This window comes from Corynebacterium ulceribovis DSM 45146 (assembly GCF_000372445.1).
Classification (GTDB): domain Bacteria; phylum Actinomycetota; class Actinomycetes; order Mycobacteriales; family Mycobacteriaceae; genus Corynebacterium; species Corynebacterium ulceribovis.
Map to the genome: position 1 here is coordinate 66,157 of NZ_AQUY01000003.1, position 21,400 is coordinate 87,556.

At 60.7% G+C, this 21,400-nt stretch carries 22 protein-coding genes; 9 read left to right on the forward strand and 13 right to left on the reverse strand.

What is annotated here, in order from left to right; genetic code table 11:
* Nucleotides 1-2 precede the first annotated feature (2 nt).
* Nucleotides 3-551, reverse strand: coding sequence for a flavin reductase family protein (locus A3EC_RS0108875; protein WP_018024829.1), 549 nt, complete (start codon nt 549-551; stop codon nt 3-5).
* Nucleotides 552-580: 29 nt separating this feature from the next.
* On the opposite strand from A3EC_RS0108875, the gene A3EC_RS0108880 reads away from it, so the two are divergent.
* Entirely contained in the window at nt 581-1,393 is an 813-nt protein-coding gene (locus A3EC_RS0108880; RefSeq protein ID WP_051061052.1) for a trehalose-phosphatase, read from the forward strand.
* 53 nt (nt 1,394-1,446) lie between these two features.
* Here the strand turns inward: A3EC_RS0108880 and ptsP are convergent, their stop codons facing one another.
* Nucleotides 1,447-3,132, reverse strand: a complete 1,686-nt coding sequence (gene ptsP, locus A3EC_RS0108885) for a phosphoenolpyruvate--protein phosphotransferase (protein WP_018024831.1) — start codon at nt 3,130-3,132, stop codon at nt 1,447-1,449.
* A 225-nt stretch (nt 3,133-3,357) separates the two neighbouring features.
* Between ptsP and A3EC_RS0108890 the strand changes: the two genes are divergently transcribed.
* From A3EC_RS0108890 to A3EC_RS0108900, 3 genes are read left to right on the forward strand one after another with little or no spacing between them, the layout of a single operon-like run.
* Nucleotides 3,358-4,347 (forward strand): 1-phosphofructokinase family hexose kinase, encoded by a 990-nt coding sequence (locus A3EC_RS0108890; RefSeq protein ID WP_018024832.1) that lies wholly within the window; start codon nt 3,358-3,360, stop codon nt 4,345-4,347.
* A 29-nt stretch (nt 4,348-4,376) separates the two neighbouring features.
* On the forward strand, nt 4,377-6,464 hold the full coding sequence (locus tag A3EC_RS0108895; RefSeq protein ID WP_018024833.1) for a PTS fructose transporter subunit IIABC: 2,088 nt from the start codon (nt 4,377-4,379) through the stop codon (nt 6,462-6,464).
* Between the two features lie 11 nt (nt 6,465-6,475).
* Entirely contained in the window at nt 6,476-6,748 is a 273-nt protein-coding gene (locus A3EC_RS0108900; protein ID WP_018024834.1) for an HPr family phosphocarrier protein, read from the forward strand.
* Nucleotides 6,749-6,842: 94 nt separating this feature from the next.
* Here A3EC_RS0108900 and A3EC_RS0108905 read toward each other — a convergent pair whose 3' ends face one another.
* Nucleotides 6,843-7,166 carry a putative quinol monooxygenase gene (locus A3EC_RS0108905; RefSeq protein ID WP_026162359.1) on the reverse strand — a complete coding sequence of 108 codons (324 nt, stop codon included), beginning with the start codon at nt 7,164-7,166 and terminating at the stop codon, nt 6,843-6,845.
* A 48-nt stretch (nt 7,167-7,214) separates the two neighbouring features.
* Here A3EC_RS0108905 and A3EC_RS0108910 point away from each other — a divergent pair, with 48 nt between their 5' ends.
* Complete coding sequence (locus A3EC_RS0108910; RefSeq protein ID WP_018024836.1) at nt 7,215-8,597, forward strand: Na+/H+ antiporter family protein; 1,383 nt, start codon at nt 7,215-7,217, stop codon at nt 8,595-8,597.
* A 128-nt stretch (nt 8,598-8,725) separates the two neighbouring features.
* Here A3EC_RS0108910 and A3EC_RS11935 read toward each other — a convergent pair whose 3' ends face one another.
* Genes A3EC_RS11935 through A3EC_RS0108945 form a run of 7 tightly spaced genes read right to left on the reverse strand, consistent with a single transcriptional unit; the run spans nt 8,726 to nt 15,174 of the window.
* On the reverse strand, nt 8,726-10,036 hold the full coding sequence (locus A3EC_RS11935; protein ID WP_018024837.1) for a type II restriction enzyme: 1,311 nt from the start codon (nt 10,034-10,036) through the stop codon (nt 8,726-8,728).
* Entirely contained in the window at nt 10,033-10,845 is an 813-nt protein-coding gene (locus A3EC_RS0108920) for a DNA adenine methylase (protein WP_018024838.1), read from the reverse strand. Before A3EC_RS0108920 ends, A3EC_RS11935 begins: the two co-directional genes overlap by 4 nt.
* A 19-nt stretch (nt 10,846-10,864) precedes the next feature.
* The gene (rlmB, locus tag A3EC_RS0108925; protein ID WP_018024839.1) at nt 10,865-11,845 is read right to left on the reverse strand and encodes a 23S rRNA (guanosine(2251)-2'-O)-methyltransferase RlmB; all 981 of its coding nucleotides are present in this window, start codon (nt 11,843-11,845) and stop codon (nt 10,865-10,867) included.
* Nucleotides 11,846-11,896: 51 nt separating this feature from the next.
* Nucleotides 11,897-13,291: a cysteine--tRNA ligase gene (gene cysS / locus A3EC_RS0108930; RefSeq protein WP_018024840.1), complete on the reverse strand. Its 1,395-nt coding sequence runs from the start codon at nt 13,289-13,291 to the stop codon at nt 11,897-11,899.
* A 54-nt stretch (nt 13,292-13,345) separates the two neighbouring features.
* Nucleotides 13,346-13,831, reverse strand: a complete 486-nt coding sequence (ispF, locus tag A3EC_RS0108935; protein ID WP_018024841.1) for a 2-C-methyl-D-erythritol 2,4-cyclodiphosphate synthase — start codon at nt 13,829-13,831, stop codon at nt 13,346-13,348.
* 43 nt (nt 13,832-13,874) lie between these two features.
* Complete coding sequence (gene ispD, locus A3EC_RS0108940) at nt 13,875-14,621, reverse strand: 2-C-methyl-D-erythritol 4-phosphate cytidylyltransferase (RefSeq protein ID WP_018024842.1); 747 nt, start codon at nt 14,619-14,621, stop codon at nt 13,875-13,877.
* A complete protein-coding gene (locus tag A3EC_RS0108945) occupies nt 14,605-15,174 on the reverse strand; it encodes a CarD family transcriptional regulator (RefSeq protein ID WP_018024843.1) in 570 nt (189 codons plus the stop codon). Before A3EC_RS0108945 ends, ispD begins: the two co-directional genes overlap by 17 nt.
* 212 nt (nt 15,175-15,386) lie before the next feature.
* On the opposite strand from A3EC_RS0108945, the gene A3EC_RS12550 reads away from it, so the two are divergent.
* The 3 genes from A3EC_RS12550 to disA all read left to right on the forward strand — a co-directional run bounded on the left by A3EC_RS12550 (nt 15,387) and on the right by disA (nt 18,733).
* Nucleotides 15,387-16,049 (forward strand): hypothetical protein, encoded by a 663-nt coding sequence (locus A3EC_RS12550; RefSeq protein ID WP_018024844.1) that lies wholly within the window; start codon nt 15,387-15,389, stop codon nt 16,047-16,049.
* 76 nt (nt 16,050-16,125) lie between these two features.
* Nucleotides 16,126-17,556, forward strand: a complete 1,431-nt coding sequence (gene radA / locus A3EC_RS0108955; RefSeq protein ID WP_018024845.1) for a DNA repair protein RadA — start codon at nt 16,126-16,128, stop codon at nt 17,554-17,556.
* A 139-nt stretch (nt 17,557-17,695) separates the two neighbouring features.
* Nucleotides 17,696-18,733 carry a DNA integrity scanning diadenylate cyclase DisA gene (gene disA, locus A3EC_RS0108960; RefSeq protein ID WP_051061066.1) on the forward strand — a complete coding sequence of 346 codons (1,038 nt, stop codon included), beginning with the start codon at nt 17,696-17,698 and terminating at the stop codon, nt 18,731-18,733.
* A gap of 30 nt (nt 18,734-18,763) precedes the next feature.
* On the opposite strand, the gene A3EC_RS0108965 is transcribed toward disA, so the two are convergent.
* Together A3EC_RS0108965 and A3EC_RS0108970 are read right to left on the reverse strand one after the other, a co-directional pair.
* Entirely contained in the window at nt 18,764-19,459 is a 696-nt protein-coding gene (locus A3EC_RS0108965; RefSeq protein ID WP_018024847.1) for a hypothetical protein, read from the reverse strand.
* 50 nt (nt 19,460-19,509) lie between these two features.
* Nucleotides 19,510-20,166, reverse strand: coding sequence for a carbonic anhydrase (locus tag A3EC_RS0108970; protein ID WP_018024848.1), 657 nt, complete (start codon nt 20,164-20,166; stop codon nt 19,510-19,512).
* A 50-nt stretch (nt 20,167-20,216) separates the two neighbouring features.
* Here A3EC_RS0108970 and A3EC_RS0108975 point away from each other — a divergent pair, with 50 nt between their 5' ends.
* Nucleotides 20,217-21,131: an HhH-GPD family protein gene (locus tag A3EC_RS0108975; protein WP_018024849.1), complete on the forward strand. Its 915-nt coding sequence runs from the start codon at nt 20,217-20,219 to the stop codon at nt 21,129-21,131.
* A gap of 13 nt (nt 21,132-21,144) precedes the next feature.
* Here the strand turns inward: A3EC_RS0108975 and A3EC_RS12775 are convergent, their stop codons facing one another.
* Nucleotides 21,145-21,315, reverse strand: coding sequence for a DUF4236 domain-containing protein (locus A3EC_RS12775; RefSeq protein WP_018024850.1), 171 nt, complete (start codon nt 21,313-21,315; stop codon nt 21,145-21,147).
* Nucleotides 21,316-21,400: the final 85 nt, after the last annotated feature.

The window sequence follows — 21,400 nt, forward strand, 5'->3', positions numbered from 1 at the left end:
TTCTATACCGATGGTCGACGGTCCCGCAGGTGTGCCTGCGACCGTTGCCCTGGTCTGCTGAGTTCGCTGTAACCGGCGCGGTGGTAAATCAACGGCATCGCATCTTCCCTCGTCCCGAGGTCTTCAATCTGCCCAACAACAATGGTGTGATCCCCGCCAGGTAGTTCCTGCGCTAACTGGCAATCCATCCACGCCACCGCTCCGTCAATAAGCGGCATGTTCGCGGCGGAAGGTTGCCAGGAAATTTTGTCGAAACGGTTGGGGTTTGGGCGCCCGAACAGCTCGGAGATGGGTTGCTGATCGGCGGCCAAAATGTTGACGCTAAACCGGCCACTGGCGGCAATAAGTGGCCATGACCGCGACGTTTCCATCACGGTGAACAGCAGCAATGGCGGGTCTAGGCTGAGGCTCGAGAAGGATTGACAGGCAAAGCCAATCGGCTCATCGGTTTCCGGGTGCCGACCAGCAACGATGGTGATGCCGGTGGCGAATTCGCCGAAGGCTCCGCGCAGGGCGCGTTCATCTATCGGTTGGCTACTTGGAAGGTTCATCGGCCCCATCCTAACGTTATGCTGGTGGCATGATTGCGCTTCCCCCCGATCTTGTCCGTGCTTTGAAAACTGTGGTGAAGCAGCCAACGCTTCTGGTGGCTGCCGATTTTGATGGCACTATGGCGCCGTTTAACGCCGAGATTATGCAGGTGCGGGCATTGCCGGAGTCGATGGCGGCGGTGGTGCAACTGGCGGAGTTGCCGAACACACCGACGGTGATTTTGTCGGGCCGCGATTTGGAGTCACTGCGGCAGCTCACGGACGCGCAGCCACCGCTTCGGCTGACCGGGTCACATGGGGCGCAACCCGATTCCGATATCGCTGCTGGTACCGGGCCTACCGTCGCGCTGACCCCGGCGCAGCAGCAGTTAATGTCCGACATTGAAACCGTGTTCGCTGATGTCATGACCGTGCACCCCGACGCGTGGGTTGAGCGGAAACCTTTCGCCCGTGTCTTCCAGACTCGCGCGCTTTCGGAACGGTCCCCTGTGCTTGCCGACGAATTGGAGCACCAGGTTCTAGCAGAGCTCGGGAAGCTGCCTGGCGTGTTCATCACCGCGGGTAACCGTTCGGTGGAAGCGTCGGTGATTCATGTGACGAAGGGGACGTGGCTGGCAGCTGAGGCGAAAGCGCAGCAAGCTGATGCTGTGTTTTATATCGGCGATTGTGTCACCGATGAGCGGGCGTTTGCGGTGCTCACGGGCCCGCTGGATGTGTCGGTGCGAGTGCATCCCGATGCGCCAAATGCGGACACCGCCGCGAAGTTCCAAGTTACGGACATCGCGACGGCGTCGGAGGTGCTGCAGCTGCTGGCGGAGCTACGCACCGAAGCCGTGCGCTAGCAGCGCCGGCTGACCGGCGCAGGCTGACCGGCGCAGGCAGGTCGGCGCAGTCGTTAGAGGTTCAGGACGCGGCGGACTCCGTCGCGGGCTTTCTCAGAGGTTGACGAGTTCAGTGCAACGCGCGCTGCTTCCTTGCACTGCGCCAGAGTAACTTCGGCCAATTGCGCGCCGACACCGGCCAGCGCGGTGGAGGCTGCCGACAGGGAATTCACGCCAAGGCCAACGAGCACGCAGGCCAGCAGCGGGTCAGCGGCAGCTTCACCACAGACACCGACCGGCACATTATTTGAAGCGCCAGAAATGCAGGTCATGTCAATAAGCCGCAGTACCGCTGGCTGCCATGGGTCTGTCAGGTATGCCAGGTGTGGCGACAGTCGGTCGGCAGCCATGGCGTATTGGGTCAGGTCATTGGTGCCGATGGATACGAAGTCCAGCACCTTCATCAGGTCATGCGACATCAAAGCTGCGGCCGGAATCTCCACCATGGCGCCTGGAGTCAGTCCGCGTTCGCGGCATTCGCTGGCAAACCAGGCAGCTTCTTCCAGGGTGGCGACCATCGGCGCCATCACCCACGTTTTCACGTCATCGCCACGGCCAGCGATTTTCTTCGCGGCCACGATGGCGTCCAATTGGTGTTCCATCAGACCAGAGTGCGCCTGGGAAATACGCAGGCCGCGCACACCCAGCGCCGGGTTTTCTTCCATCTCTTGGTTGGCGAAAACCAGTGGTTTATCGGAGCCGGCGTCAAGTGTGCGGACCACAATTTTGCCTTCTGGGAAGGCGCGGAACACTTTGGCGTAAACCTCCGCCTGCTCGTCCACAGTTGGTTCATGCTGCGCGGACAGGAATGCCAGCTCAGTGCGGAACAGGCCGATGCCTTCCGCGACGTTGCCTTCGGCAGCAATGCGCGCTGCATCGCCATCGCCGACGTTGGCGAGCAGTTGTACGCGCAGCCCATCTTTGGTGCGGCCTGGGCCTTTCCATTCCGCAATTTTTTCTGCCATCCGCTGCGCCTGGGCGACAGCTTCCGCGGCAACGTCTTTAGCTGGGTTGACGGTAATTGTGCCGAGGGAACCGTCAATAAGCACCTGCTGCCCGGCGGCAATGTCCCGGAGGTTCGGGCCTGCGGCGACCACACATGGCACGCCGAGTTGGCGGGCAATGATTGCCGTGTGGGAGGTTGGGCCGCCCAGTTCGGTGGCTAGGCCAACAAAGAGTGCTGGGTCGAGGGTTGCGGTGTCCGCTGGGCTCAAATCGTCGGCAAGCAGGATCGATGGCGCGGTGACCACCGGCAAACCTGGTTCGTCCTCGCCGCGCAGTTCAGCAATGATGCGGTCGCGAATGTCTTCCAGGTCGGTGGTGCGCTCGGCCATGACACCGCCGGCGGCTTTGAACATATCGACGAATTTGCCGATGGCTTCGGTGACGGCAAGTTCGGCGGGCTTGGACTGCTTGATGGCTTTGGCGGCGGCGCGTTGCCAGCCGCGGTCCATGGTGAGTTTAGAGGTGGCTAGGAGCACTTCGGCGGCGTTGCCGGTGGCTTTTTCGGAGCGGGCCGCGAGTCGGTCGGCGACGGTTTTCGCGGCGGTTTTCATCCGGTCGGTTTCAAGTTCAATGTCGGTGTCCGGGATGCGCGCGTCGGCAGTGGGCAGCTCAGGCCGTGGATGTACCCACACGGCAGGGCCATAACCAACTCCGGGAACGACGGCAGTGGCTTTGTGAACTTCGGGTTCGGACATCGGGCGCTCCTTCAACAGTCCTGGTTGCACGGCTTGTATCCAGTCTACTGATTTGCGCTGGCGCAAATGTGCGCGGAAATGTGACCTTCACTAATGCGGCGAGGCGAATTGTGCCCCAGCTCCCACATTCCGGGCATAGCTTTTCCGGGCCACATCGACTAAAATAAAGACAAACGGAACTAACCGGGCATAAACAGATATATACGCACATTGCGGAGCGGCGCCATGATCCTCACCCTCACAGCCAACCCATCCATCGACCGGACGGCTAGCATCCCCAACCAGCTGGAACGCGGCGGAGTGTTCCGCCTGTCCGAGCCTACCGACATCGCCGGCGGAAAAGGCATCAACGTTTCCGAAGCAATCCACCTCGCAGGCGTGGACACCTTGGCCCTGTTCCCAGCTAACCCGCAGGGCCACTTCGTTCGACTGGTCCGCGCCGCCAACATTCCCCATGAGGTCGTCGATGTTGCCGCAAACACCCGCGTCAACCTCACGGTCGTCGAGGAAGACGGCACCACCACGAAACTGAACTCCGCCGGGATCGCCCTGACTGACGCGGAACTCAACGCCGTCATCGCCCGCGCCGTGGAACTATCCGCCGCCGCCGACTGGGTGGTGCTCGCAGGCTCCCTGCCGTCAGGCACCCCACGAGATTTCTACGTCCGTTGCATCCAAGCGATGCGTGCCCGGCGCCCCGAACTGCAGATTGCAGTAGATACATCCGATGCCCCACTGACTGCGCTGGCTACTGCCCTGCGTTCCAATGACCCAACGCTTGGCCGGAAGATTGCGCCAAATGTCATCAAGCCGAATGGTTTTGAGCTTGGCCAATTCCTCGGTATCGACGGCGACCGTCTCGAAGATGATGCTGCCGCCGGTGACCTTTCCGGTGTTGTAGCTGCCGCCCGCGAACTCAATGCCCTGGGAATTGACCAGGTATTGGTCACCCTTGGTGCCACGGGCGCACTACTGGTCGCAGCAGGTCACGACCCAATTTTTGCCACCCCACCCCAAATCATCCCCCGGTCCACCGTCGGTGCGGGCGACTGCACCCTGGCCGGTTTCCTCATGTCCACCACCGAAAAGCTTTCGCTTAGTGACGGATTGGCGCGCGCCGTAGCTTACGGCGCCAGCGCAACCTCGCTACCTGGAACAACGATCCCTACCCCGTCGCAGGTCCACCCCGACCAGGCGATCATCACCATCTTGTAATTCTCATTCATTGAATCAAAAGGATTGCCATGTCTACGCCCATCATTACGCCACAGTTAGTCGGCCTTGATGTCGACCTTGGTACCGCCCCAACCGATGTCATCACTGCGCTGGCGCAGCAGGTAGCTGACGCTGGCCGCGCCACTGACGCTGCCCAGCTGGCCGCCGATGCTCTCGCCCGAGAAGAAAAGTCCGCCACCGGTGCGCCCGGCGGGGTCGCCATCCCCCACTGCCGCTCCGCCGCAGTCACCGCACCAACCTTGGCGTTTGCGCGGCTGAGCGAAAAAGTCGACTTCGGAGCGCCGGATGGGCCAGGTGATCTGGTGTTCATGATCGCGGCGCCGGAAGGCGCAGGCAAAGCGCACCTGAAAATTCTGTCGAAGCTAGCCCGCGGACTGGTCAAACCCGCGTTCCGCGACACGCTCCGCGCCGCTAAAACCAGCGATGAGCTGGTGGAAATCGTCGATAAGCAAATTGGTCCGGAACTGGCCGCCGCAACGGACACGGCAACCCCGGAAACCGCGGATGCTAAGGCTGAAGCGGACGTAGATGTCACCCGGATTGTGGCGATTACCTCGTGTCCAACCGGTGTGGCGCACACCTATATGGCGGCGGATTCGCTGACGCAGGCCGCCGAGGGGCGCGACGATGTGACGCTGCAGGTTGAACCGCAAGGCTCTTCCGCAGTCACGCCGCTGGCGAAGGCCGCAATTCGCGATGCCGATGCTGTCATTTTTGCCACCGATGTTGGTGTGAAAGACCGGGAGCGGTTTGCCGGCAAACCGGTGATTGAATCTGGGGTTAAGCGCGCCATCAATGAGCCGAACAAGATGATTGATGAAGCTATTGCGGCTGCGAAGAATCCGAATGCCAAGCGAGTACATGCAGCTGGTGGCGGCGCTGACGGGTCGGGCGACGACGAGGAAGGTGCATCGCTGAGCTGGGGCAAACGCATCCAGCAGGCAATTATGACCGGTGTGTCCTACATGGTGCCGTTCGTTGCGGCGTCCGGTCTGCTGCTCGCGCTCGGTTTCCTTTTTGGCGGCTACAAAGTCGCAAATGTGGCCAATGACGTGGTGCAAAACTTTACGCTGCAGAACCTGCCGGGCAACACCATTACGCTTGCCGACGGAACGGTGCAGACCGTCGACTCCTCCGGACTCATGCTCTACATCGGGTCGATTTTCTTCGCGACCGGTGGCTACGGCATGGGCGTCATCGTCGCCATCCTGTCGGCCTTCATCGCCTACGGTCTGGCGGGCCGCCCCGGTATCGCACCCGGTTTCATCGGCGGCGCCATTTCCGTGGCCATTGGCGCTGGTTTCCTCGGGGGCCTCGTCACCGGTCTCGTCGCCGGTCTCATTGCCCTGGGCCTGCAGTCCTTCCAGGTGCCACGTTGGCTGCGTTCCCTGATGCCGGTGGTCATCATTCCGCTGCTCGGTTCGTTGGGCGTCGGCCTGCTCATGTTCATCCTGCTTGGCCGACCACTGACCGCGCTGATGGAAGCGATGAACAACTGGCTAGGTTCGATGTCGGGGGCGTCGGCGGCGGTGCTGGGCATCATCATCGGTCTGATGATGTGCTCCGACATGGGCGGACCGATTAATAAGGCTGCTTACCTCTTCGGTACCGCGGGGCTGTCCACCGGCGATGAAGCATCGCTGAAGGTGATGGCCGCGGTCATGGCTGCCGGCATGGTGCCGCCACTGGCGATGGCCTTGGCGTCGGTTGTTCGGCCACAGCTGTTCACCCAGTCGGAACGGGAGAACGGTAAGGCCGGCTGGTTGCTTGGTGCGTCCTTCATCTCGGAAGGTGCCATTCCATTTGCAGCTGCCGACCCGCTGCGTGTCATTCCGTCGATGATGCTCGGTGGCGCCACCACCGGCGCACTGTCCATGGCGCTGGGCGCCGGGTCGCATGCCCCACATGGAGGTATTTTTGTACTCTTCGCCATCGATAACCCGGTAGCGTGGATAGTGGCGATTGTCGCGGGCATGGTTGTTGGCGCTGCGGCCGTCATTATGCTGAAGCAGTTCTGGAAGCGCTCGGTTCCTACCGGTGCCGACGCTGCTGCGAATAGTGCTGCTACCAGCGCACCTGTACCTGCATCTAACTGAAAGAAGGCAACATGGCTTCCAAAACTGTCGTAGTCGGTTCCACCGTCGGTCTGCACGCACGTCCAGCAACCCTCATCTCTGAAGCTGCGCTGGAATACGACGACGAAATCCTGATCGAACTGGTCGATGCCGACGAAGACGACGAACCAGCCGATGCCGCCAGTTCCATGATGATCATGGCCCTCGGCGCAGAACACGGCGACCAGGTCACCGTCTCTTCCGACAATGCTGAAGCAGTCGAAAAGATTGCAGCAATGGTCGAATCCAACTTGGACGAAGAGTAGGACCACATTCACGGCGTGCGCGGCGACGCATGCCCACAAAAAGAGCGGGGACTTCGGTCCCCGCTTTTCTGGTTCCAGCTAGTGGTCTAATGCCCTACATCACCTGGAACTCGGCCATCTCATCCCAGTCGGTCTTGCCTTCGATGAGAGTGTTGATGATGGTTGGCGTTTCCACCAGGTAGCCCGGCATTTCTTCACAGGCCCGCTTGAAGTGGTCGGAGTTCACATGCGCTTCGGCTGCGTCATCCTGGAAAGCTTCGATGAGCAGGAACTTGTTTGGGTCTTCTGGGTCCTTGTACCAGTCAAAGAAGATGTTTCCTTCTTCGGCGCGGGTCGCTTCGGTGAACCAGGCGACGTCATCCAAGAAGGTTGGGGCGGCTTCGGGTTTTACAACATAGCGAACGTTAATCAGGATCATGGGCACCATTTTACTGACCTCAGCGCAACCTGCGTTAAGGTTTTTCTTATGAACTCAGTATTAGTCGCCGTTGTGGTGATGCTTATTCTCGCGGTTTCGCGAGTGCATGTTGTGTTAGCGCTGTTCATCGGCGCGCTTGTCGGTGGTTTACTCGGCGGGCTTGGCTTCGATGGCACCCTAGTCGCCTTCCAAGATGGCCTGTCTGGTGGCGCCCGAATCGCGTTAAGTTATGCACTGCTCGGCGCGTTTGCGATGGCGGTGGCACAGTCGGGTCTGCCACAGCTGTTGGCGAATTACATTATTAAGTCGGTCACCGGCAAAGACCCAGCAGAAAACCAGAAAGCGGTAACCGTCGTCAAGTGGTCACTGCTCGGTGGCTTCACGCTGATGGCCGTACTGTCGCAGAACCTGATTCCAGTGCACATCGCCTTCATTCCGCTGGTGGTGCCGCCGCTGTTGGCTGCGATGAATAAGCTCCGGATTGACCGTCGTGCTGCCGCCTGCGCCATGACTTTCGGTCTGGTGACCACCTACATGTTCATTCCGTTGGGCTTCGGTTCCATCTTCTTGAACGACATTTTGCTGGGCAATATTGAAACCGCTGGCATGGACATTTCCGGCATCAATATTCTGCAAGCAATGGGTATTCCAGCCCTCGGTATGTTCCTCGGTCTGCTGGTGGCACTGTTCATTTCTTACCGCAAACCACGCGAGTACGCGGAAACCCCAAGCGAAGCTGCCGCAGCGGCGTCAACGACCCAAGATTCTCCGGCCGCTTCCGCAGAGCCAATCAGCAGCTACAAGATCATCGTGGCGCTCATCGCTATTTTCGTCACCTTTGCGATTCAGGTGTGGATGCAGGCCACCGATTTCGAGGCAAACTCCCTGCTCGTCGGCGCGCTGGCCGGCCTGGCCGTCTTCATGCTCACCGGTGGCGTCAACTGGCGCCAGGCTGACGACGTCTTCACCGAAGGCATGAAGATGATGGCCCTCATCGGTTTCATCATGATTTCCGCGCAGGGCTTCGCCGCAGTCATGACCGAGACCGGCGACGTGCAGCCGCTGGTGGAAGCTTCGGCGAATATGTTTGCCGGTTCGAAGGCTGCCGCTGCCCTCGCGATGCTGGTTGTTGGCCTCATCGTCACCATGGGCATCGGTTCGTCCTTCTCCACCCTGCCGATTATCGCCGCGATTTACGTGCCGCTCTGCGCCGCCCTCGGTTTCTCCCCGCTGGCCACCGTCGCCATCATCGGTACCGCCGGCGCCCTCGGTGACGCAGGTTCCCCAGCGTCGGACTCCACGCTCGGCCCAACATCCGGTCTGAACGCGGACGGTCAGCATGACCACATCCGCGACTCCGTCATCCCGACGTTCCTGCACTTCAACCTGCCGCTGCTGGCCGCCGGTTGGATTGCCGCGATGGTGCTCTAACCGAGCCTTCCTCTGCCTCAGGCCACCAAAGAAGACGCTCTGTTGTTATTGGCAGCAGTGCGTCTTGCTTTTGCCTTTTGACGACCCGAAGCCAGCAACCTCCGACTGTCCACGCTGCTCGAGTCTGGTTAAACGCCGAACTCCTTCTTTGCCAACTGCTCCGGTGCATCCAGTGCGCGCAGCCAGCCAACCCACCCCAAAATGGTTTGGGCTCGTCGATTCACTGTCACTGGCGAAAGAGCATTTCCATGCCCATCATGTACTTGGTGCTTTTGCATTACCGCCGCCACCTCGTGGGTGGTTGGTCGCACACCAGTCGACTCCCACATTTTCCAAGTGTCTAGGAAAGCACCGTGGCGGAGGATATCCGCTGCAATCTGGAAGGTTCTATCCTTCAACGGCAACTCAAACACTGTCCGGCCCCGCGGAGTCAGCGTCGTTTCCCCGGCGCGGCCTTCGACGTATCCCAAGAATCGCGCAGCTGTCGTATAGTAGCTCGCTTGGCGCTCAACAAACCCCAGAGCTTCCGAGATTTCAGTTGCAGTCATCGGCCCTTGTATTAGGAGCTCGCACACTGCGGCGACTCGTTCCACTCGGTCTGCTTGCGGGAAAGTGACTTCTGGTTGCGTCACTGGCACCATATTCCTTACCAGTTCCGCGATGGTTGCCTTCGGAACAATCGCTTCAGGAAAATAGTAGGTGCAATTCCGTACCAGTCGAATACTGTCGTAGCGTTCTTGGTCCGTGAATTCATACTCCATCAGGTGGAAAAGTCCACTGCCGTACACCATGTATATCGGCCGGACTTTCTTTGTTAGCTTCTTCGACCACACAAACCACGGGTAGTAGAGTTGTCGAATTACAAAATCGTCAGAAAGGTCGCGTTTGACCTCAATCAGCGCAACTGAGTTTTCGCCTTCGAAACCGCCGTCAATTTCAATTTGCGCACCTGAAACCTCAATGGAGTATGGCGCAGACCCACCACGGCCACCAATTTTGAACGCCATGGCGTCGGATCCCATCCGCCCCGACAGAACTGCCTCCACCTGATTCTCCCCTAGGAAGTCCGCCAAGATTCCCGCGGCCTGTGCCTCATGCAGTGCGACCGATTCTGAGGCCGGTGCCACGGCAAAAGTACTCAGATACGTGGGACTTTCCGCAGGATAGATTTCCCCAGGTGTCGTCGGGAAGGGGTGGAATAAGTCAAAGTTGCCGACTACATACTTCGACCGTGATAACGGCAGCAGTCCAAAACCATTGTCTCGGAAGCTCTTTGGCAGCATCGAGCTATTGTCGAATTTCGCCATCAACCGCGGTTCCCGCTGGCCGATTTCTTTGATCTGCTTCGTCGTCACCACCACGAGCCCATCGCGTTGAACTCGAGCCGCAATATCCAATTCGTCAAAAAGCAGTTCCCATGCAAGGTCATTCTTGCTCATGGCCGCACCAACACTTCGCTGACTTTCCCGCGCCGCGTCGCCACCGAATTAATCGCCCGGGTCGCACCGACAATATCTACCGTGTACTCGGAGTACAGGTCGACAATGAACTCGGTCGCCGAGTTCGACAGCAACCAATCCACACCCCGCGCGGTCAACGCATCGCACGTCGCCTTCAGCTCCATTTGCTGCGCCCGACCGAACTCGTCCCGCGCGTAGGACGTAAACGAACTTGTCGCGCTTACCACATCATATGGCGGGTCCAGGTACACAAAATCCCCCGGCCGCGCCGCCGCGCACAGCTCCTGATACCCTGCCACGGACAGCTGCACATCGGTCGCATTCAGGTAGGCATTCAGCTCCCGCAACCCAGACTCATTGACAATATTCGGCCGCACATATTTGCCAAACGGCACATTAAACTGCCCGGCGCGATTCACCCGATGCAGCCCGTTGAAGCAGGTTTTGTTCAGGTACAGCATCCGCCCGGCGCGCTGCACTTTGCTTTTTGACGACCAGATCTCAGCATCCCGGTCCCACGCCCGCACCTCGTAGAAGTACTTTTCGTCATTCCGGTGCCCACCCAACTCGTCGATAAGCTCCTCGACATCGTCGCGGACGACTTCTAGCAGTTCAATGAGCCCGGGGTTGATGTCGCTGACGGCGGCGCGCTCCGGCGCGAGGTCCAGCCAGACCGCACCGCCACCGAGAAAGGGCTCAAAGTAGCGGCCGGAAAACTCCGGAATGCGCGCGCGGATTTCCGGTAGGAGCTGGCGTTTACCACCAGCCCATTTCACAATTGGTTGCACTGCAGGCCAGGCACCTGACCTACTTGACGCCCGGCGCGCGGGTACCCGACGGCACACCAGCCACGCGGCGCTGACGGGAGAACTCAGACAGCACCACACCGGCAGCAACCGAGGCGTTCAAGGACTCGACCCATGATGCCATTGGAATCGCCATGATGGTGTCGCAAGTTTCTGACACCAGGCGGGACAAGCCCTTGCCTTCGGAACCAACCACGACAACCACCGGAGTGGTTGCGTCGTAAGTGTCCAGCGTGTGGTCGCCGCCGGCGTCCAAACCAACAACCTGGTAGCCGGCCTGCTGAAACTCCTTCAGCGCACGGACCATATTCGTCGCGCGTGCCACCGGCAGCCGCGCGGCAGTACCGGCAGAGGTACGCCATGCCACACCAGTGACCGAAGCGCTCCGACGTTCCGGAATGACAACGCCATGCCCACCAAAAGCAGCAGTGGAACGGATGACGGCACCGAGGTTACGTGGGTCGGTGATGTTATCCAGACACACCACCAAGCCCGGAGTGGAAGAGTTCTGTGCAGCGTTAATCACATCGCGCACTTCCTGGTACGGGAATGGCGGAATGTGCAGGCCAATGCCTTGGTGCATGGTGTTGCCGGTCATCCGGTCCAGCTCCAAGCGTGGCACTTCCTGCACCACAATTCCGCGGTCACCAGCTAGACGCACAGCTTCGGTCAGCCGGTCATCATTCTCGGTACCCAGCGCCACATACAGCGCGGTGCCCGGAACTTTTGCCCGCAGGCATTCGACCACCGGATTGCGGCCAACGACCAGTTCGGAACCATCAGCAAAGCGGTCATGCTTGCCGGATTCACGCCGCTTAGCCTTCTGGGCCTTCTTATGCGCTACGTGATAGACGCGGTCTTCAGCCTTCGGGGTTGGACCTTTGCCACGCAGACCGCGGCGGACCTGACCGCCGGACCCCTGCGAGGAACCTTTGCGCGCTGTCTTACGCACCGCGCCACGTGGCTTCGAGTTGCCTGCCATGTTGTCTCCTAAAGTTGTCGGCGAACGGGTTGTCGGCGGTTAGTTGAACGGTTAGTGGTCAGCCAGTGACCACTGCGGGCCATCGGCGGTATCAGTCACTTCAATGCCAGCTGCGGTCAGACGGTCGCGCACCGCGTCAGCGGTAGCCCAATCTTTATTGGCCCGGGCTTCGGCGCGGCGCTCCAGCTCAGCCTTAATCAGGGTGTCCAGCGCGTGGTGCGCAGCATCATCGCCGCCACCAGCACCGTGGGCCTGCCAGTGCGCCGACATTGGGTCGACTCCCAGCACCGCAGTCATCGCACGTACCGCCGCTGCCAGCTCTAGGGCCTTCGCAGTATCCTTCGCCGCCAGTGCCGCATTACCGGCGCGCACTGTGTTGTGAATTTCTGCCAACGCTTTCGGGACACCCAAATCGTCATCAAGCGCAGCTTCAAACTCGGCCGTCCACTGCCCCACCGGAACTTCGCTCAGCGACGCTGCCTTCGCCAGGAACGCCTCAATGCGGCGGTAACCAGCGGCAGCTTCCAGCAGAGACTCCTCGGAATACTCCAGCATGCTGCGGTAATGTGCACTGCCGAGGTAGTAGCGCAGCTCCACCGGGCGCACCTTTTCCAGCAGGTTTGGCACGGACAGCACGTTGCCGAGCGACTTAGACATCTTCTCCCCGGCCATGGTCACCCAGCCGTTGTGCATCCAGTAGTTTGCGAAGTCGTCACCGGCGGCGTGTGCCTGCGCGATTTCGTTTTCGTGGTGCGGGAACTTCAGGTCCATGCCACCGGCGTGAATGTCGAATTCGGCGCCAAGGTAGTTCGTCGCCATCGCGGAGCACTCAATGTGCCAGCCTGGTCGGCCCGGCCCCCATGGCGACGGCCAGGATGGCTCACCTGGTTTTGCGGCTTTCCACATGGTGAAGTCGCGGGCATCGCGCTTACCGGTACCAGCGGATTCGCCCTGGTCCATCTCGTCAATCTTCTGGCCCGATAGGTCGCCGTAGTCCGGCAGCGACGCTACCGAAAGATACACGTTGCCGTCGGCAGCGTAGCCGTGTCCGCGGTCGATGATCCGCTGCATGTAGTCCACCATTTGAGTGATGTGCCCAGTAGCGCGCGGCTCCACCGACGGTGGCGTGACGCCCAGCTGATCGTAGGCCCACTGGAAAGCACGTTCGTGGGTCGCGGCCCATTCCCACCATGGCCGACCATTTTCGGCGGCCTTGGTCAGGATTTTGTCGTCAATGTCGGTGACATTGCGGATGAAAGCAACGTCAAGTCCTTTGGCGGCCAACCAGTTTCGCAGCACATCGAAGGCAACTCCGGAGCGCACGTGGCCAATGTGTGGCACCGACTGAACCGTTGCGCCACACAGGTACACCGAGGCGTGGCCGGGGCGAATCGGTTCGAAGTCGCGGAGCGAACGGGTTGCGGAATCGTAGATGCGAAAGGTCACGCTGTTTACTATACGTAAGCGCGCGCTGCGAAAGTGCGCCCGCCCGCCGCGGCGCTATTGAGCTTCGTCTTCGCGCCACACAACTGCGGTGGCCAGCGCGGCAACACCTTCCCCACGGCCGGTGAATCCCATTTTGTCGGTGGTGGTTGCGGATACCGAAACAGGTGCGCCGACCAGGTCCGATAGCACCTTTTCCGCTTCTTGACGTCTTGTTCCCATTTTCGGGCGGTTGCCGATCATTTGGGTCGCGACATTGCCGACCACGAAACCACGCTCAGCCAGAAGTTGGCGGCATTCCCGGATGAGTCGGGCACCGGAGACATTGTCATATTCTTTCTGCCCAACCCCAACGAAACTGCCGAGGTCACCCAGGCCGGAGGCAGATAGGAGCGCATCGACGACAACATGGGCGACAACGTCGCCATCAGAGTGGCCTTCACAGCCGTTTTCGCCTTCCCAGTACAGGCCAGCCATCCAGCATGGCTTGCCTACTTCAACCTGGTGGGCGTCGGAGGCAATGCCTACCCGCGGAATAATCATGCGTGCTCCTTTAATTACCTGGGATTAGTGATACCTGGGATTTCTAACTGCCAGGGACGTCAAAAATGGTGGGTTCAGCTTCGTCTGTGACTTGGCGGGCCAGTAACAAATCCATGGGCGTGGTGACTTTAAACGCCATCGGGTCGCCTGGGACAGTACAAACTTGTTCACCCAGCAGCTCTACTAACGAAGCATCATCGGTAACCGGTAGCCCCGGTTCGTCAATAAGCAACTGGTACGCGCGCCGCAATAATGGCAGGCGGAAGGCTTGTGGGGTTTGTACCGAGCGCAGGGTGCTGCGGTCTGGGGTGCTGGTGACTGCTCCGGCGGCATCGACCGTTTTGATGGTGTCGGCGACTGGCAGCACTGGGATAACAGCATCCTGACCGGAGAGCACGGTGCGGACAATGCGGGCGACCATGCCTGGTGGGGTCAATGCGCGGGCAGCGTCGTGGACGAGAACTACCCCGTCATCGCCGTCGATTGAGTTCAGGCCGCGAAGCACCGAATCGCAGCGCTCCTGCGCACCGACCACCAGCCGAGGCCGAAAATCGAGCCGACCAGCGTCAAACGCAATGCTGAAGAGCTCTTCCGCGAAGGCCTTCATATCTTCACTGACGATGACAGCAACATCGTCGACGACCTGGGAGCGTTGCAGCGCCGCGACGCTCCGCTCAACCAGCGAACGTCCGCGGAGCTGTACATATGCCTTCGGGATGGGCTCGCCAAGGCGAGTGCCCTGCCCCGCCGCAGCCACCAATGCGGTGACGCGGTTACTTGTCCAAGTCAACGCTATCGTCTTCGGCAGCGCCGGCAGCCTTCTCTGCGCGGGCAGCAGCAGCCATCTCTGCGTGGCGTTCAATGGTGGCGTCGACGCGGTCCAAAATGTCCTTCGTCTTCGCTTCGTCGAGGCCTTCGGCAAGAGCAAGCTCACCGACAAGCACCTGACGTGCCTTAGCCAACATGCGCTTTTCACCGGCAGACAGGCCACGGTCTTGGTCGCGGCGCCACAAGTCACGGACAACTTCCGCCACCCGGTTCACATCGCCAGATGCCAGACGTTCCTGGTTCGCCTTGTAGCGGCGAGACCAGTTACCGGCTTCTTCTACGTCAGTCTCCCGCAGCACGGAGAACACCTTGCGCAGGCCTTCTTCACCGACCACGTCACGAACGCCGACGAGTTCAACGTTCTTGGAAGGCACGCGAACCACAAGGTCCGACTGCAGAATCTGCAGGACCAAGTATTCAACGACTTCACCGCCGAGCTCACGCTCTTCTTTAGCCTGAATCACAGCCGCGCCGTGGTGTGGATAGACGACGGTTTCGCCAACCTCGAGTTTCATGTGGTGCAGTCCCCTTTCGACGCGCCCATTCTACCAGCCTTCTTAATTGGCCGGGGTGGCGGGCGAATCTGGCGGTCACCGCGCATGCATTCCCCCGATTTCAGCCCCCACTCGAGTGAATTCAAACCCCAAACTATGTGAAATGCCTTAACGCACACTAGGCTGAGCACTTAACAAGAGACTTGCCCGAAAAACTAGATGGAGGACCATCCGTGCTGTCCAAGAAGTCGTCCGTGCGTCGCGCAGCCCTGGCCATTGTTGCTGCAAGCTCCGCAATTGCACTGTCTGCATGCTCCGCAGGCCACATTTCCCAGACCGCAAACCAGGTTCCAGCTGTTGACGGCAGCGCAAACGAACTGACCGACGACAAGGGAATCATCTCCCCATTGGCAGTCCGCGACGCTCAGGTCATCGTTGACCAGGAGAAGAACGCAGCATCCTTCAAGTTCACCGCAGTGAACCAGGACCGTTCCGGCGCGGTCTACACCCTCGACTCCGTCAAGGTTGGCGGCAAGGACGTCCAGCTGACCCCTGAAGGCGACGCCAAGAAGGAACTGAAGTTCAACTGCTCCATCGTCGCTGACTCCCAGGACATGGTGAAGAATTACGCTGAAGGTGTCAAGGACACCACCGCCTGCATCAACTACTTCGCAGCGAAGGCTGACGCCGCTTCCTTCATCGACCAGAACGGCACCGACGCTGGTCAGACCACCGAAGCTCAGCTGAAGTTCTCCTCTGACAAGGGTCAGGGCCAGGACATCACCATCGAGGTTGCCATCGTGACCAACCACGGCACCGACGCTGGTGTCACCCACCGTGACGACCACGGCAAGGGCGAAACCGACAACGACCGTTTCCAGAGCAACGACAAGTAAACTGCTCACATAACCTTTCGGGTAAGCGCGACCCGGCCCAAGTGGGCCGGGTTTTTCGCGTCTAAGGTAAGACAACATGGCGAAGAAACCCCGGACCACCTACGTCTGCAGCAGCTGTGGCTGGCAAGGCCCCAAATGGGTCGGCCGCTGCCCCACCTGTGGCGACTGGGGCACCGTCGAAGAGCAACAGCCCGCCCCGACCACCGTCAGCTTGGTCGCCGGAGGTGCCGCTGCTGCCGGGGTGACGGACTGGACCGCTCGGGCACAGTCCGGTCTCACCCCGAAAACCGCGGCGGCGCCGATTACCACAATTGACCCGAACCAGACGAAGGTCCTGCCGACCGGCATCGGTGAACTGGACCGAGTGCTGGGCCGCGGCATTGTGCCTGGCTCCGTTGTGCTGCTCGCTGGTGAACCGGGCGTGGGTAAGTCGACGCTGCTGCTGGAAGTGGCGGCGCGCTGGGCACAGCAGCCCGCAGGCGACAATGGCAATCGCACCGCGTTGTATGTCACCGCGGAAGAGTCCGCTGGCCAAGTGCGGCTGCGCGCCGACCGCACCGGGGCGCTGGTAGAAACGCTGTACCTCGCAGCTGAATCCGACCTAGACACGGTCTTCGGGCATGTTGCCCAGCTGCAGCCAAGCCTGCTGGTGGTCGACTCGGTGCAAACCATGCAAGCCACTGGCGTCGATGGCGCTCCCGGTGGTGTCGCCCAAACCCGAGCAGTCACCGCAGCGCTGACCTCGCTGGCTAAAGCCACGGGTATTGCGGTGTTGCTGGTTGGTCACGTCACCAAGGACGGCAATGTTGCCGGTCCCCGCGTGCTGGAGCACCTTGTTGACGTTGTCCTGCATTTCGAAGGCGACCGCCACTCTGGCTTGCGGATGGTCCGCGGCGTGAAAAACCGCTTCGGCGCCACCGATGAAGTCGGTTGCTTTGAGCAAACCGCCGATGGCATTGCTGAAGTTCCGGATCCAACGGGACTGTTTCTGCACCACCGCACCGATCCGGTTCCCGGCACAGCAGTGACGGTGCTGATGGATGGTCGCCGCCCGCTGCTCGCTGAAATCCAGGGCCTGGCGGTGCCCGTCGACATGCATAATCCGAGGCGTGTGGTGTCTGGCGCCGATAGCCAGCGGGTGCCCATGATCACGGCGGTGCTCGCTCAGCGAGCTGGAGTAAACCTGACCAAACACGAAATTTATGTTGCCACCGTTGGCGGTATGAAAGTGTCTGAGCCTGCGTCGGACCTGGCAGTTGCGGTTGCCTTGGCTTCGTCAATAAGCAATCGGGCCACGTCTAGCGGGCTTGTGGTGCTTGGCGAAGTGGGACTGGCCGGGGAGATTCGGCGGGTGCCGAACCTGGGACGCAGGCTGCAGGAAGCGCAGCGGATGGGTTTTACCCGCGCGGTTATTCCAAAGGGGAACACGGAAAAGGCGCCGAAGGGAATGCAGGTGGTGCGCGCATCGACACTGGCCGAGGCGTTACGGGCTGCGGAAACCGCGTAGTGGCACGCGGCGCAGTGGCTTAGTGCGTAGTGGTTTAGCGTTGAAAGGTCGTGTCTGAACGTCGGGCTAAGCTAGTTGTGTGACTGAATCGACAGCAACATCCACCACCGCAACTACTGCCGCTGGGCAGGCACGTTCCATGCGCGCTGCCCTGGAACGGCTCGCCCCCGGCACCCCACTCCGCGACGGACTGGACCGTATTTTGCGCGGCCGCACCGGTGCGCTGATTGTGATTGGGCACGGCGAAGCGGTGCAGGAAATCTGCGACGGCGGTTTCGAACTCGATTCACCGTTCACCCCGACCCGGCTGCGCGAACTCTGCAAAATGGATGGCGCTGTGGTGCTGTCGGCGGATGGTAGCCGAATTCGGCGGGCCAATGTGCAACTGATGCCGGATTCCGCACTGCCGACGGAAGAATCAGGTACGCGGCACCGGTCCGCGGAGCGAGCTGCGTTGCAAACCGGGATGCCCGTGATTGCGGTCAGCCAGTCGATGAACATTATTACTGTTTACGCAGCTGGGGAACGCCATTTGCTGCGCAGTTCCAGCGAGTTGCTGTCGCGCGCCAACCAGCTGCTGAATACCGCCGAACGCTACCGCGAACGCCTGGATTCGGACCTGGATGCGCTGGACTTTTCCGAAATTGGTGACTTCGCGGCGGTCTCCGACATCATTAGCGCGCTGCAGGATGTGGAGCGGCTCCGGCGAGTGGCGGCAGCCATTGAAAACGATGTGGTCGAGCTCGGCTCTGATGGGCACCAGTTGGATTTGCAGCTGCAGGAAATTACTGGCGATACGCAGGCGATTCGGCGGCTGCTGGTGGCTGATTACCTGGTGTCGGCTTCGGGGTTGCCAACCACGGAGGACATTAATGCGGCGCTGGAATCGCTCCGTGCGCTATCCGATCCGGCGTTGCTGAAGCAGCAGGAAGTTGCCACGATTCTGGGCTTCCCATCCGACCAAGAAGCCTTGGCCGCGAAGGTGACACCGCGCGGTTACCGAGTACTGTCCCGCATCCCGCGCCTGCAGTTCGCGCTGATGAGCACCATCATCAGCAATTTTGTTACCTTGCCATCGCTGCTACGTGCCACCACCGAAGAGCTCGCGGAAGTAGAGACCGTCGGCCCGCTGTGGGCGAAGCATATCCGCTCTGGGCTGGACCGCCTCGCAGAATAGCGCCGCCGTCGGCACCGCCCGGAGCAGCAGCTACCCCAGGTTGAAGGTGTGCGCCTCGGAGGCGTTTTCGCCAATCAGGCCATGCAGGAAGTATGGGCCCGGCTTAGCTTCCGGACGCTCCGCCGCAGTGCACTTATCCGGCTCGGAAGTCCGCCGCGACCACACCGCTTCGTAAGACTTTTCCTTACCCGCTTCAAAAGTTTCCTGACCAACGCCAACCGACTCGTGGCAGTCCACATCGGACCACACACGCTGGTTATTCGCCAGGCTAAACACCTCAAACCGCAGCTGGTTTTCATCGAGGTCAATTTCGCAGTCCGCCTGCGTCGGATTCTTCACTGTGATGTACAGCTTCGGCTGCACCCCCGGTCCAAACGTCACCCGGTCCGAACTTGCGACAATCTCCAGGTCCGCCAGCTCACACGTCTTCTTCGCCTTCGCTTCTTCCGACTCAGAAGCCTTCGTCGACGTGGACTCCGATGGTTTCGGTTCCTTGGATTCTTCCGGTTTTTCGCTTGGTGACGTCGTGGCGTCCCCCGAGCCTTCCGACTGGCTCGTGGTCATTTCGCTGGTTTCGGCGGCATCATTGCTGCCGACTGCAGACACGATGGTCTTCGTCAGCCAGGCGACAAACAGAATCAGGACAATGACGATGACCAGCGCGGCGATTCGCCGCCGCCGGTAAACCTCCGGGGGCAGGGGGCGGTTGCTGCTGGTGTTACTCACGCCAAATAGCTTATGTCACCTGGCCCGGTTGCGAGCCAAGGCACACCGGACTAGTCCAGCCCGAGTTTGACTACCGGTTCCGCCATTCCGTCAACAAGCCGATACCGCATACCGGCAAGCCCCAAGGTGCCATCCTGGATACCCGCCTGGATTTCTGGGGAACGCTCCAGCACATGCTCCACAATCTCGCGGACGTGCCGCTTCTCAAACGCATCCGAGCCGAATTCGTTATTGCGCTTGGCCGCCAGCAGCGACGGAGTGACCTTCTCCACCAGCACCAACTGGAACCCGCCCGGCAGTTCCCCACCATCGAGCGCATTCTGCGCAGCCTTCACCGCGCCGCAGCTTTCGTGGCCAAGCACCACAACCATGTTCACCTTCAGGCTGACAACCGCGAACTCTAGGCTCGCCAGCACCGACAAGTCAGTGATGTGACCGGCGGTGCGGATAACGAAAATGTCGCCGAGGCCTTGGTCGAAGATGAGCTCGACCGGCACGCGGGAGTCGGAGCAAGCCAGCACCACGGTGTGCGGTTTTTGGCCGGCGGTCAGCTCGAGTCGGCGCTGAGCATCCTGGTGCGGGTGGATGGATTCGCCGACCATGAATCGGCGGTTACCGTCATGGAGCGCCTGCCACGTTTCGGCTGGGGTTGTTGGCCGAATGTGACTTGGATTAGCGGTTTCTTCCGGACTGGATGATTGAGCCATACTTTCTATTTTGGTACCTCAAACAACATTTTGGGTAATCTGCAAGGAAAATGTCTGAAATCTCTGCCCATGAACGCGACGCCGCCGACGCGATCGCCACTCGCCTGCCCGCCTGGTTTGCGCAGGTCACCCGCCCATTGCCGTGGCGCACACCCGACTGTTCCGCCTGGGGCGTGCTCGTGAGCGAAGTGATGAGCCAGCAGACGCCGGTCACCCGAGTCGCGCCGCAATGGGTGGCGTGGATGGAACGCTGGCCGACCCCCGCCGACTTAGCGGCGGCGTCACCGGCGGAGGTGCTGCGGGCCTGGGACCGGTTGGGATATCCGCGGCGAGCCCTGCGGCTGCAAGAGGCGGCGGCGGTTATTGCGGCGCAGCACGACAATGTGGTGCCCACGGATGTGGATGCGTTGTTGGCGCTGCCCGGAATTGGTGACTACACCGCGCGGGCAGTGGCGTGCTTTGCGTACGGGCAGCGGGTGCCGGTGGTGGATACGAATGTGCGGCGGGTGCGCACGCGCCTGATTGCCGGGGAGTTTTTGCAGCCTGCGGCGAAGAAGCGGGATTTGGCGGATGTGGAGCGGCTGCTGCCTGCGGATCCGGCGCTGGCGGCGACCGTGTCGATTGCGTTGATGGAGCTGGGGTCGCTGGTGTGCACGGCGCGGGCGCCACGGTGCGACGATTGTCCGCTGCAGGATGTGTGCGCGTGGCAGTTGGCAGGCTGTCCGCAGCCGTCGGAGGCGGAGTTGGCGTCGGCGAAGCGGCGGGTGCAGAAGTTCGCGGGCACCGACCGGCAGGTCCGCGGCCTGCTCATGGCGGTACTGCGCGAGGCCGACTCCCCCGTCGAGCAGCAGGTACTAGACGCCGTGTGGGAGGACGCCCCGCAGCGTTCCCGGGCGCTGCATTCGCTACTTATTGACGGATTGGCGGAGCAAGACTCGGAAGGCCGCTTTCATCTGCCGCAGTAATTGGCAGCACGGGTTACTTCCAGCGGCCGCGGAAAGTCAGGCCACCGGGTAGATTCACCCAGACACCGCCGCGACTGTTAAACGTGACTGGTCCAACGCGAGTGGAGCCAGAGACTCCGGACTTAGAGACGTTCAGCCAAGAGTTTTTGCCGAGCTTCTTGCGTTCGCGGTATGTAATGCCCATAGCTATAAGTCTAGCCGCCCATCCCCGTCAAAAGGCGAAAGCGGGCAGCTAGCCGAAGCTAACTGCCCGCTCACAGGGCGTAACT